This window comes from Enterobacter sp. BIDMC 27, from assembly GCF_000534415.1.
GTDB classification, from domain to species: domain Bacteria; phylum Pseudomonadota; class Gammaproteobacteria; order Enterobacterales; family Enterobacteriaceae; genus Enterobacter; species Enterobacter hormaechei_C.
The window spans coordinates 3,562,234-3,573,983 of the sequence record NZ_KI973178.1; the positions used below are offsets into that span (position 1 = coordinate 3,562,234).

Below are 11,750 nucleotides of genomic sequence, written 5' to 3' on the forward strand. Positions count from 1 at the left end.
TTTCTATGGCACGCATTATTGTTGTGACTTCGGGTAAAGGAGGCGTTGGCAAGACCACCTCCAGCGCGGCCATCGCTACTGGTTTGGCCCAGAAGGGAAAGAAAACCGTCGTAATCGACTTCGATATCGGTCTGCGTAACCTGGACCTGATCATGGGTTGCGAGCGTCGCGTGGTGTATGACTTCGTGAACGTCATTCAGGGCGATGCCACCCTTAACCAGGCGCTGATTAAAGATAAGCGTACCGAGAACCTCTACATTCTTCCGGCGTCCCAGACCCGTGATAAAGACGCCCTGACCCGCGAAGGCGTGGAAAAGGTGCTCGACGATCTGAAAAAGATGGAGTTCGACTTCGTGGTCTGCGACTCCCCGGCCGGTATCGAAACCGGGGCTTTGATGGCGCTCTACTTCGCGGATGAAGCCATCATCACCACCAACCCGGAAGTCTCGTCAGTACGTGACTCCGACCGTATTCTCGGCATTCTGGCCTCGAAATCCCGTCGCGCGGAAAATGGCCAGGAGCCAATCAAAGAGCACCTGCTGCTGACCCGCTACAACCCGGGCCGGGTGAACAAAGGTGACATGCTGAGCATGGAAGACGTGCTGGAGATCCTGCGCATCAAACTGGTTGGCGTGATCCCGGAAGATCAGTCCGTGTTGCGCGCCTCTAACCAGGGCGAGCCCGTGATCCTGGATACACAGGCAGACGCAGGTAAAGCGTATGCGGATACCGTTGACCGTCTGCTGGGAGAAGAACGTCCTTTCCGCTTCATTGAAGAAGAGAAGAAAGGTTTCCTCAAACGCCTGTTCGGAGGATAAGTTATGGCATTACTGGACTTTTTTCTCTCGCGGAAAAAAAGCACCGCCAACATCGCAAAAGAACGTCTGCAAATCATTGTGGCGGAACGTCGTCGTAGCGACGCCGAACCGCACTACCTGCCGCAGTTGCGCAAAGACATTCTGGAAGTGATCTGCAAATACGTGCAGATTGACCCGGAAATGGTCACCGTTCAGCTGGAGCAAAAAGACGGGGATATTTCGATTCTGGAGCTGAACGTGACGCTTCCGGAAGCGGAAGAGTCGCGTTAATCCGTTTGTGGTTTTGTAGGCCGGGTAAGCATCGCGCCGCCCGGCAATTTCCCCGGTGGCGCTGCGCTTACCGGGGCTACAATTCTTTAGCGCGGATACCCTTCCAGCAGGATATTCAGGCGTTCGGCCATCAGTTCCCCCCGCCATCCGGCGACCAGTTCCGGTAAACCATTTTGCGGTTTCAACTTCCAGTGCCAGTTCAGCAGCTGGTTAATCTGACGACGTGAAGCCAGCAGTTCGGCACTCAGTTTGCTTTCCCCCGCCACCGTCTGCACCAGCGCTTTGATATCTTTGAACGCCTTGCGGTAGCCCGGCATATCCATCAGGTTAAGCAGCGGTTCTGGCAGTGCGTCCTCTGGCAGCTGCTGAGCTTTCTCTACCAGCGCGAGCAGCGTTTTACCGTGGAAACGGATCTCACTTCCGGAAAGGCCAATGCTGTCCAGTTCACCAAGGCTACCCGGCATATAGCGCGCCACCGCCCACAGGTGTTCTTCACGCACCACGAAGTTAACCGCCAGATCGCGCTCACGCGCTTTACGCAGACGCCAGTCAGCCAGCAATTGCAGACAGGCCAGTTGACGGGTGCGCAGCTGCCAGGCGTTGGTGATGTCACGCCAGGCTTCTTTCGGATCAACCACTTCCTGGCGACGCTGCTGCGTCATGCGGCACTCGTCCAGTGCGGCAGACAGCCAACCGGACGCCTCAGCCTCTTTCATGAGCTGGCCGGCAATTGGAAGAAGATAAAAGACGTCTGCCGCGGCGTATTCAAGCTGACGCGCCGTCAGCGGACGCGCGAGCCAGTCGGTACGCGATTCGCTCTTATCCAGCGTCAGACCGGTGTACTCTTCCACCATCGCCGCAAAACCCCAGGAGAGCGGACGACCGCTGAACGCCGCGAGGATCTGGGTATCAATCAGCGGCTGCGGCATGATGCCAAAGGTGTTGAGAAAGACTTCCAGATCTTCACTGCCCGCGTGCAGATATTTGGTCACGGCGGTATCCAGCAACAGCTCGCGCATTGGCGCCCAGTCGGTAATGCCGAGGGGGTCAATCAACGACACGTGTTTGCCGTCATACATCTGAATCAGACCCAGCTGCGGATAGTACGTTCGGGTGCGGACAAATTCCGTATCCAGGGCGATAGCGGGAAATTCACGCGTCACCTCGCACAGCGAAGCCAGCTCGTCGTTGGTTGTGATCATCTGGTAATTCAAATCGGACTCTCTTTTGTTTGCGCCCATAAAAAACGCCGGATTAACCGGCGTCTGGGCGATTAACGTGAAGCTCAGGCCTTATTGTCCACTTTGGCACGGGCTTCGTCACGTAATTCTCGTCGTAATATCTTCCCGACGTTGGATTTCGGCAGCTCATCCCGGAATTCCACCAGCTTCGGCACTTTATAGCCCGTCAGCTGACGACGACAAAACGTTATCAGCGCATCCTCGGTCAGAGAAGGATCTTTCTTGACCACAAATATCTTCACCGCTTCACCGCTGCTGCCGGAGGGAACGCCCACCGCCGCTACTTCCAGCACGCCGCTGTGCTGCATCACCACGTCTTCGATTTCGTTCGGATAGACGTTGAACCCTGACACCAGGATCATATCTTTCTTGCGATCGACGATGCGCAGGAAGCCTTCGTCATCCATCACCGCGATGTCGCCCGTGTGCAGCCAGCCGTCTTTGATGATCTCATCCGTGGCATCCGGACGTTGCCAGTAGCCCAGCATCACCTGCGGCCCTCTGACGCACAGCTCCCCTGGCTCACCGTGAGGCACTTCGTTATCCTCATCATCCACCAGTTTTGCTTCCGTCGACGGGACCGGCAGACCGATACTGCCGCTGTGATAGTCGATATCATGCGGGTTAACGCTGACCAGCGGGGCGCACTCCGTCAGGCCATAGCCTTCCAGCAGATATTGCCCGGTGAGTTTCACCCAGCGCTCGGCAACCGCCTGCTGAACCGGCATCCCGCCACCCGCAGAGAGGTGCAGCGTGGAGAAATCGAGCTGCTGGAACTCTTTATTGTTAAGCAGCGCGTTAAACAGGGTGTTCACGCCGGTCATGGCGGTGAACGGGTATTTCGCCAGCTCTTTGACCAGCCCCGGAATGTCGCGCGGGTTGGTGATCAATACGTTTTGACCGCCAAGCTCAATAAACAGCAGGCAGTTCATGGTCAGCGCAAAAATGTGATACAGCGGAAGCGCGGTGATCACCAGCTCCTTGCCCGGATGCAGCAGCGGCCCGTAGGTGGCATTAACCTGCTCAAGGTTCGCCAGCATGTTACGGTGGGTCAGCATCGCCCCTTTGGCCACGCCGGTGGTACCGCCGGTGTATTGCAGGAAGGCCAGATCCTCGGACACGATCTCCGGCTTCACGTACTGCATCCGGTAGCCTGCATGCAGGGCGCGGCGGAAAGAGATGGCATCCGGCAGGTGGTATTTCGGCACCAGCCGCTTAACGTATTTAACGACAAAGTTGACCAGCGTACCTTTCGCGGTAGAGAGCTGGTCGCCCATGCGCGTCAGGATGACGTGTTTAACCTGGGTTCTTTCAACGACTTTTTCCAGCGTGTGGGCAAAGTTGGAGACAATCACAATCGCCGCCGCGCCGCTGTCATTCAACTGATGTTCCAGCTCGCGCGGGGTATAGAGCGGGTTAACGTTAACCACGATCATCCCTGCCCTGAGGATCCCGAACAGCGCCACCGGGTATTGCAGCAGGTTTGGCATCATCAGCGCGACGCGATCCCCTTTCTGCAAGCCCAACCCTTCCTGTAAATAGGCTGCAAACGCCCGGCTGCGCTCTTCCAGCTTACGGAAGGTCATCACTTCGCCCATATTCACAAATGCAGGCTGGTCAGCGTAACGCCGTACCGAGTGTTCAAATAATTCAATCAGGGATTGATAACGGTCAGGATTGATCTCCGCAGGGACATCCGCGGGATAACGGTTAAGCCAAACCTTTTTCAATGCATCACCTCTGAAATGAGTGTTCGTCGTCATCACAGCCCCGATAATAAACAGTTTGTTAACATTATATTAACTCAGCGTACCAGTTTATTAATTGTTCAGATTGCAGGTTGCGAAGCGCGTCACTCTTTTTTTTCGTTTTATCCGTAAAAAAACAGAGACAGCGGCTGAGCCGCTGTCTCTTTCCTAACAATAACAGTAAGTTACTCAGTTACGATTGTTTGAACCTGTGCAGGGCCTGGATTGTACCAACCCCAGCCACCGTAGCCGTAACGATACGGATGCGGTCCCCACATCCACGGATCAATTGGCTGTGGCGGCATCACCACCTGCTGGGCGATACGCCAGCGTTTGTAGCCGTTCACTTGCATGGTCATAAATTTGTATGGCGTATTGCCGATTTTCCCCGCCACCGAACCGGTAATCGGCCCGACGACGGTTACCAGCTGCCCGCGGAAATCTACCGGATCGAGGAAGCCGCTGACGTCAGCGTAGATCCGCCCGCGCGAGGCTTCACCCAGAACAGGCCGCGCGCCGTCGTCCAGCGGGACAGTGGCAATCTCCAGTCGGGTTTTACCCTGCTGGTTTATCACTTCAACCACCTTGCCGCCAAACCGCGCTTCCTGCCCGACATACAGCTCCGGGGCATTCATCACGCGTACCAGATCCTGCTGTGGCGTCGGGCTAGTGCCCTTGATCGCATCAGGAACGGTGACGCACCCGCTCAATGCTATGGCAACCGCGCCTGCCATAAGAAAGCGTACAACTTTAGTCTGAACCGCCATGATGCGACTCCTTTTTCTCAGTTCCTGTTACTGAGATTCACTCGCGGCCAGGAAGTTTCTTCCACGCGACGGTGTTTCGTAAATAAACCGGTTCAGCATGTTCAACCGCCACGGTTTTTCCTGCGGCAAGTAGCTGACAGGCAATCGGCAGCATATCTTCTGCGGCGGGCAGGAGCATGTTACCGTCCACCAGCGTAAGGCCGGTGTCCTTCGCCATCTCAGGCCATGCCGGCCAGCCGGTTCCGACCGTCGCCCACTCACCGGAGAGCTGCTTCAGGCGCCCGGTGACGGCTTCAGGTTTAAGCACCGCTTCCGTCTCTTCGCCGTGCCAGACGCCGTTTTCGTCACGGGTGTACTCCGCCCAGTAGACTTCCCCCATGCGGGCATCAATCGCAGCCAGCACGCGGGTGGCCCCGGTCATGCGCCAGGCGCCCTGAGCCATGGTCGCAAGCGTTGAGACGCCGATCATCGGCAGGTCAGCGCCCAGCGCCAGCCCCTGCGCAATGCCAATCCCGATACGTACGCCCGTAAAGCTGCCCGGACCACGGCCGTAGGCCAGCGCGTCGAGGTCAGTCAGGGCGGTGTTGCCCTCGGTTAAAACGGTTTTTACCAGGGGCAGAATACGTTGGGTGTGTTCCCGTGGGCACTCTTCGAAATGAGCAAAAGTCGTACCGTCGTTCCACAGGGCAACGGAACAGGCCTCTGTCGCGGTATCAATAGCCAGAATTCGCATCAGTCGTCGCGCTCTCGCAATGGTCAGTCACAAAATGGCGCGCATCTTAACACACTCCGGGAAGAATTACTCCGCCGTCGGGTTCGCCAGGAAGCGGACCGCGCGTTTAATATCCCGCGTGCGCGGCGCGGGCGGCAGGCTGGCGAGGAAGGTGGCGCCGTAGGGACGCATCACCAGGCGGTTGTCGCAGATCACCAGCACCCCGCGGTCGGTGACGTCGCGGATCAGTCGCCCTACCCCCTGTTTAAGCGTGATGACCGCGTCCGGCAGCTGGACGTCGTCGAACGGATCGCCCCCGCGCAGACGGCAATCCTCCATGCGCGCTTTCAGGAGCGGATCGTCCGGCGATGTGAACGGCAGCTTATCGATAATCACCAGCGAGAGCGTATCGCCGCGCACGTCCACCCCTTCCCAGAAGCTGCTGGTCGCCACCAGCAGGGCATTACCGGCGCTGACAAACTGCTGGAGCAGCTGGCCTTTGCTGGTTTCCCCCTGCAACATCACCGGTAGCGTCATGGTGGCGCGGAACTGCTCGGCCAGTTCGCGCATCATGGCGTGTGAGGTGCAGAGCATAAAGCAGCGCCCGTTGTTGGCCTCAATCATCGGCTTCAGCATGGCCGCCAGATGGCGCGCCGCGCCCGGCTGGTTAGGCAGCGGCAGATTGCGCGGCACGCACAGCAGCGCCTGTTTCTCATAGTCGAACGGGCTCGGCAGAAGCAGGGATTCCGCCTGCTCAATGCCGAGGCGCTCGGTAAAGTGGTGCAGATCGTCATTGACCGACAGCGTGGCCGAGGTAAAGACCCAGGTGCCGGGCTTTTGCGCCATCACCTCTTTGAATTTATCAGCAACGGTCAGCGGCGTGAGCGCCAGGGTGAAGTGGCGCGAGGTACATTCGTACCAGTAGCTATAGCCCGGCTGGTTGATCTCTTTCAGCCGCTTCAGCCGCCCACGGTAGAGCGTGGCGCGCTCGAAAGCGGCGTCCAGCAGCGCTGAACGTCCGAGGGACAGCTTCGCCACGTCGTAACAGAGTTCAAGGGCATCATCGAGCAGCAGCAGCGCGCGCTGGATATTTTTGTCTGCGAGCAGTTCGCGCAGGTTGCCGCGATAGCCCGGCTCGCCAAGCTGTAAGCGGAAATCCTGTGCGCATTGCGCCAGGCGGTCCGCGCACTTCTGCAACTGCTGGGTATCTTTGAGTTCGGTGCGATAGGCAATGGTAATATCTTTCGCCAGATCCTGAAGCTGACGGCTGGAGAGCGACTGACCAAAATACTGGCTGGCGATGTCCGGTAGCTGATGGGCTTCATCGAAGATCATCACCTCCGCCTCCGGGATCAGCTCGCCGAAACCACTGTCTTTGACCACCATATCCGCAAGAAACAGGTGATGGTTCACCACCACCACGTCGGCGTCCATCGCGGTTTTACGCGCTTTCACCACAAAACAGTCCTTATACAGCGGGCAGTCGCTGCCGAGGCAGTTGTCATTGGTGCTGGTCACCAGCGGCCAGGCCGGGGAGTCTTCCGGCACGCTCGCGCAGGTGCTGATGTCCCCCTCCTCCGTCTGGTTGGCCCAGGCGCGCAGGACGATCACATCGCTCAGGGTTTGTACCGGCAGGTCGCCGCCCGCCAGCGCCTGCTGTTCAAGACGCTCCAGACACAGGTAGTTAGAACGCCCTTTCAGCAAGGCCAGACGCCCTTTGTATTTCAGCGCTTTCGCCACCGTGGGTAAATCGCGGCTGTAGAGCTGATCCTGGAGCGCTTTTGATCCCGTAGAGATGATCACCTTTTTTTTCGCCCGCAGCGCAGGAGCGAGGTAAGCATACGTTTTCCCCGTACCGGTGCCGGCCTCCACGACCAGCGGCTGCGCCTTGTCGATGGCGTGCGCGACGGCATGCGCCATCTGACGTTGGGGTTCGCGCGGTTTAAAGCCGGGAATAGCCTGTGCTAACTGACCTTCTGGGGAAAAATCGTCTGCCACGGTGTTCTCTCACTGTATTTTTGCACAGGGATTATGTCAGCCCCTTCTCTCCGGTGCCACCCCAAATAGTGACGACGGCGGAACATTATGGCAGTCTTGCCGCCTGACGACGAAAGATAACGAGGATACGTTTATGACAATTACGCGCATTGATGCCGAAGCCCGCTGGTCTGACGTGGTGATCCACAACCAGACGCTGTACTACACCGGCGTCCCTGCCAATCTGGACGCTGACGCCTTCGAGCAGACCGCCAACACCCTGGCGCAGATCGACGCCGTACTGGAAAAACAGGGCAGCGATAAATCCCGCATTCTGGATGCGACGATTTTTCTGGCGAATAAAGACGATTTCGCGGCGATGAATAAAGCCTGGGATGCGTGGGTGGTGGCGGGTCACGCGCCTGTACGCTGCACCGTACAGGCCACGCTGATGAAACCGGAATATAAGGTTGAGATCAAGATTATCGCGGCAGTGTAAGCCGGTTATTCTTCATCTTCATCCTCAAAGCGCGCCACGATCCGCTCGCCGGTATGGGTGGCGCGAAGTTCTTCCGCGACCTGGGAAATTGCCTGTCCGCTGCTCATCCCCTGGGACATCAGCTCCTGAATACGTTCAACGGCTTTCTGCTGTTGGTCATGGCTGAGAGAAGGTAAACCTGCAAACATCGTTAACTCCTGCTAAATTATTCGCGCTAATTATTTCACGCTGCCCGGTAGTATGCCATACATGAACATGCGCTTCCCCACTGTTATGACCTTGCCCTGGCGTGCAGACGCCGCCGAGTTCTGGTTTGCCCGTCTGAGCCACCTGCCTTTTGCGATGCTCCTGCACTCCGGGCATGCGGATCATCCCTACAGCCGCTTTGATATTCTGGTGGCCGACCCGGTTAAAACGCTGACGACCGATGCGCTGTCGCCAACTGACGATCCGCTGATGCGGCTTCAGAACGAGATCCATGCTCTGGGCTTTTCTGCCACACCGGATCCGGAGCTGCCTTTCCAGGGGGGCGCGCTGGGCCTGTTTGGTTACGATCTGGGTCGCCGTTTCGAAAAGCTGCCCGAGCATGCGCAGGCGGATATTTCCCTGCCGGATATGGCGGTGGGGCTGTATGACTGGGCGCTGATCGTGGATCACCGTAAGCAGACGGTTTCTCTGCTAAGCCACCGGGACGTGCAGGCGCGTCTGGCCTGGCTTGAGGCGCAACGGCCCGCCGCCCCGGAACACTTTATGCTAACCTCCGGCTGGCGCTCGAACATGAGCGCGGAGGAATACGCGGAAAAATTCTCCCGCGTGCAGGCGTATCTTCACAGCGGCGACTGTTATCAGGTCAACCTTGCCCAGCGTTTCCAGGCGGCATACGAGGGAGACGAATGGCAGGCGTTTACCCGCCTCAATGCCAGCAATAAGGCCCCGTTCAGCGCATTTTTACGCCTTGAACACGGCGCCATCCTCAGCCTTTCACCTGAGCGTTTTATTCACCTGGCTGACGGTATGATTCAGACCCGCCCGATAAAGGGCACCCTGCCGCGCCTTGCCGATGCCGACGCCGACCGTCAGCAGGCGGAGACGCTGGCGGCCTCGCCGAAAGATCGCGCTGAAAACCTGATGATTGTCGATCTGATGCGCAATGATATTGGCCGCGTCGCCGAGCCGGGCAGCGTGCGCGTGCCGGAGCTGTTCGTCGTGGAGCCATTCCCGGCGGTGCATCATCTGGTCAGCACCATCACCGCACGTCTGCCGGCCTCGCGAACCGCCTGCGATCTGCTCCGCGCCGCGTTTCCGGGCGGCTCCATTACCGGCGCGCCGAAGGTCCGGGCGATGGAGATCATCGACGAACTGGAACCGCATCGCCGCAACGCCTGGTGCGGCAGCATCGGCTATGTGAGTCTGTGCGGCACCATGGATACCAGCATCACTATTCGCACCCTGACGGCCTGCGACGGTAACCTGTACTGTTCCGCAGGCGGTGGCATTGTGGCCGACAGCCAGGCGGAGGCGGAATATCAGGAAACCTTTGATAAAGTGAATCGTATCCTGAAACAACTGGAGAACTCACGGTGAAGAAAGACAACCTGACGCTGGATGATTTTCTGTCGCGCTTTCAGCTTCTGCGGCCCCAGGTTAACCGCGCCACGCTGAATCAACGTCAGGCGGCGGTGCTGATCCCGGTCGTGCGTCGTGAGCAGCCGGGTCTGTTGCTTACCCAGCGCTCACCGCATATGCGAAAACACGCCGGTCAGGTTGCGTTCCCGGGCGGCGCGGTGGACAGCACCGATGCATCCCTGATTGCCGCCGCACTGCGCGAAGCGCATGAGGAAGTGGCGATCCCCCCGGAGGCGGTCGAGGTGATCGGCGTGCTGCCGCCAGTGGACAGCGTAACCGGTTTTCAGGTCACGCCGGTCGTTGGCATTATTCCGCCCGATCTTCAGTATCACGCCAGCGTCGATGAAGTTTCAGCGGTATTCGAAATGCCGCTGGAAGAGGCCCTTCGTCTGGGTCGCTATCACCCGCTGGATATTCACCGCCGCGGACACGATCATCGGGTCTGGCTGTCGTGGTATCAGCATTATTTTGTCTGGGGCATGACGGCAGGCATCATTCGTGAGCTGGCCCTGCAAATCGGCCTGAAGCCTTGACTATACTTTACATTCCACCCTTTTCTGGCAGGTTTGCGATCGGCGTCGCGCTATTAGCAAAACCATCGTTAACCATTAGTTTAATTCATGTGAATAGTTAAGCCGAGGTTGGTGTTCCCTCTTACACTATGCGCAGTTATAACATCGTTACTGGAACCCCAGTAACCCTGTCAGGAGTGTGAAAGTGATTAGTATATTCGACATGTTCAAAGTGGGGATTGGTCCATCTTCTTCCCACACTGTAGGGCCGATGAAGGCCGGTAAACAGTTCGTCGATGATCTGGTCGAAAAAGGATTACTGGAAAGCGTTACCCGTGTCGCCGTAGACGTTTACGGTTCACTGTCATTAACGGGTAAAGGCCACCACACCGATATCGCCATTATTATGGGTCTGGCGGGCAATATGCCGGACACAGTTGATATTGATGCCATTCCGGCATTTATCCGCGACGTGGAAACGCGCGGTCGTTTGCTGCTGGCTAACGGCCAGCACGAAGTGGACTTCCCGCAGGATGACGGGATGCGTTTTCGTAGCGACAACCTGCCGCTGCATGAAAACGGCATGACCATCCACGCCTGGAGTGGCGAAAAAGAGATCTACAGCAAAACTTACTACTCCATCGGCGGCGGCTTTATCGTTGACGAAGAACACTTTGGTAAAGAGAGCGCGGGCGACGTCAATGTGCCCTATCCGTTTAAATCGGCCACCGAGATGCTGGGCTACTGCAAAGAGACCGGTCTGTCCCTGTCAGGCATGGTGATGCAGAACGAACTGGCGCTGCACAGCAAGAAAGAGATCGAAGACTATTTTGCTAACGTGTGGCAAACCATGCGCGCCTGTATTGACCGCGGGATGAACACCGAGGGTGTTCTGCCTGGGCCACTGCGCGTGCCGCGTCGTGCCTCTGCTCTGCGCCGCATGCTGGTCACTACCGACAAGTTCTCCAATGACCCAATGAACGTGGTCGACTGGGTGAACATGTTTGCCCTCGCGGTTAACGAAGAGAACGCAGCGGGTGGTCGCGTCGTGACGGCGCCAACCAACGGCGCGTGCGGTATCGTTCCGGCGGTGCTGGCCTATTACGATCACTTTATTGAGCCCGTGACGCCGGACATCTATATCCGCTATTTCCTCGCGGCAGGTGCTATCGGCGCGCTGTACAAAATGAATGCGTCCATCTCTGGTGCCGAAGTAGGCTGTCAGGGTGAAGTGGGCGTGGCCTGCTCTATGGCAGCAGCGGGTCTGGCGGAACTGCTGGGCGCCAGCCCTGAGCAGGTGTGCGTGGCGGCGGAAATCGGTATGGAGCACAACCTCGGTCTGACCTGTGACCCGGTTGCCGGCCAGGTGCAGGTGCCGTGCATTGAGCGTAACGCCATCGCCTCCGTCAAAGCGATCAACGCCTCACGTATGGCGATGCGCCGTACCAGCGAGCCACGCGTGTCGCTGGATAAGGTTATTGAAACTATGTACGAAACCGGCAAGGACATGAACGCGAAGTACCGTGAGACCTCGCGCGGCGGTCTGGCCATTAAGGTGCAGTGCGACTAAGCCTTCCTTT

The 11,750-nt window shown here is 57.8% G+C and carries 12 protein-coding genes; 6 read left to right on the plus strand and 6 right to left on the minus strand.

Annotated features, from left to right (window positions below):
* The first annotated feature begins 5 nt into the window (after positions 1-5).
* Positions 6-818 (plus strand): septum site-determining protein MinD, encoded by an 813-nt coding sequence (gene minD, locus L463_RS06020; protein WP_003859938.1) that lies wholly within the window; start codon positions 6-8, stop codon positions 816-818.
* Positions 819-821: 3 nt separating this feature from the next.
* Positions 822-1,088, plus strand: a complete 267-nt coding sequence (minE, locus tag L463_RS06015) for a cell division topological specificity factor MinE (protein ID WP_003859937.1) — start codon at positions 822-824, stop codon at positions 1,086-1,088.
* 86 nt (positions 1,089-1,174) lie between these two features.
* Here the strand turns inward: minE and rnd are convergent, their stop codons facing one another.
* The 5 genes from rnd to L463_RS05990 all read right to left on the minus strand — a co-directional run bounded on the left by rnd (position 1,175) and on the right by L463_RS05990 (position 7,554).
* Complete coding sequence (rnd, locus tag L463_RS06010; RefSeq protein ID WP_123249628.1) at positions 1,175-2,290, minus strand: ribonuclease D; 1,116 nt, start codon at positions 2,288-2,290, stop codon at positions 1,175-1,177.
* Positions 2,291-2,373: 83 nt separating this feature from the next.
* Entirely contained in the window at positions 2,374-4,059 is a 1,686-nt protein-coding gene (fadD, locus tag L463_RS06005; RefSeq protein ID WP_017693264.1) for a long-chain-fatty-acid--CoA ligase FadD, read from the minus strand.
* 203 nt (positions 4,060-4,262) lie between these two features.
* Positions 4,263-4,844 carry a Slp family lipoprotein gene (locus L463_RS06000; protein ID WP_023303883.1) on the minus strand — a complete coding sequence of 194 codons (582 nt, stop codon included), beginning with the start codon at positions 4,842-4,844 and terminating at the stop codon, positions 4,263-4,265.
* A gap of 37 nt (positions 4,845-4,881) precedes the next feature.
* On the minus strand, positions 4,882-5,577 hold the full coding sequence (gene tsaB / locus L463_RS05995) for a tRNA (adenosine(37)-N6)-threonylcarbamoyltransferase complex dimerization subunit type 1 TsaB (RefSeq protein WP_032103572.1): 696 nt from the start codon (positions 5,575-5,577) through the stop codon (positions 4,882-4,884).
* 66 nt (positions 5,578-5,643) lie between these two features.
* Entirely contained in the window at positions 5,644-7,554 is a 1,911-nt protein-coding gene (locus L463_RS05990; RefSeq protein ID WP_032673243.1) for an ATP-dependent DNA helicase, read from the minus strand.
* Between the two features lie 133 nt (positions 7,555-7,687).
* Here L463_RS05990 and L463_RS05985 point away from each other — a divergent pair, with 133 nt between their 5' ends.
* Positions 7,688-8,032, plus strand: a complete 345-nt coding sequence (locus tag L463_RS05985) for a RidA family protein (protein ID WP_003859927.1) — start codon at positions 7,688-7,690, stop codon at positions 8,030-8,032.
* Between the two features lie 5 nt (positions 8,033-8,037).
* Here the strand turns inward: L463_RS05985 and L463_RS05980 are convergent, their stop codons facing one another.
* A complete protein-coding gene (locus L463_RS05980) occupies positions 8,038-8,220 on the minus strand; it encodes a YoaH family protein (protein WP_003859925.1) in 183 nt (60 codons plus the stop codon).
* 61 nt (positions 8,221-8,281) lie between these two features.
* Here L463_RS05980 and pabB point away from each other — a divergent pair, with 61 nt between their 5' ends.
* From pabB to sdaA, 3 genes are all read left to right on the plus strand, one after another.
* On the plus strand, positions 8,282-9,616 hold the full coding sequence (pabB, locus tag L463_RS05975) for an aminodeoxychorismate synthase component 1 (protein ID WP_032103654.1): 1,335 nt from the start codon (positions 8,282-8,284) through the stop codon (positions 9,614-9,616).
* Positions 9,613-10,191, plus strand: coding sequence for a CoA pyrophosphatase (locus L463_RS05970; protein ID WP_017384324.1), 579 nt, complete (start codon positions 9,613-9,615; stop codon positions 10,189-10,191). Before pabB ends, L463_RS05970 begins: the two co-directional genes overlap by 4 nt.
* A gap of 184 nt (positions 10,192-10,375) precedes the next feature.
* Positions 10,376-11,740, plus strand: coding sequence for an L-serine ammonia-lyase (gene sdaA, locus L463_RS05965; protein WP_003859920.1), 1,365 nt, complete (start codon positions 10,376-10,378; stop codon positions 11,738-11,740).
* The last annotated feature ends 10 nt before the right edge of the window (positions 11,741-11,750 follow it).

Coding starts and splice junctions, on each gene's coding strand:
- minD (WP_003859938.1), top strand. CDS start 6: ATGGCACGCATTATTGTTGTGACTTCGGGTAAAGGAGGCGTTGGCAAG.
- minE (WP_003859937.1), top strand. CDS start 822: ATGGCATTACTGGACTTTTTTCTCTCGCGGAAAAAAAGCACCGCCAAC.
- rnd (WP_123249628.1), bottom strand. CDS start 2,290: ATGATCACAACCAACGACGAGCTGGCTTCGCTGTGCGAGGTGACGCGT.
- L463_RS06000 (WP_023303883.1), bottom strand. CDS start 4,844: ATGGCGGTTCAGACTAAAGTTGTACGCTTTCTTATGGCAGGCGCGGTT.
- tsaB (WP_032103572.1), bottom strand. CDS start 5,577: ATGCGAATTCTGGCTATTGATACCGCGACAGAGGCCTGTTCCGTTGCC.
- L463_RS05985 (WP_003859927.1), top strand. CDS start 7,688: ATGACAATTACGCGCATTGATGCCGAAGCCCGCTGGTCTGACGTGGTG.
- L463_RS05980 (WP_003859925.1), bottom strand. CDS start 8,220: ATGTTTGCAGGTTTACCTTCTCTCAGCCATGACCAACAGCAGAAAGCC.
- pabB (WP_032103654.1), top strand. CDS start 8,282: ATGAACATGCGCTTCCCCACTGTTATGACCTTGCCCTGGCGTGCAGAC.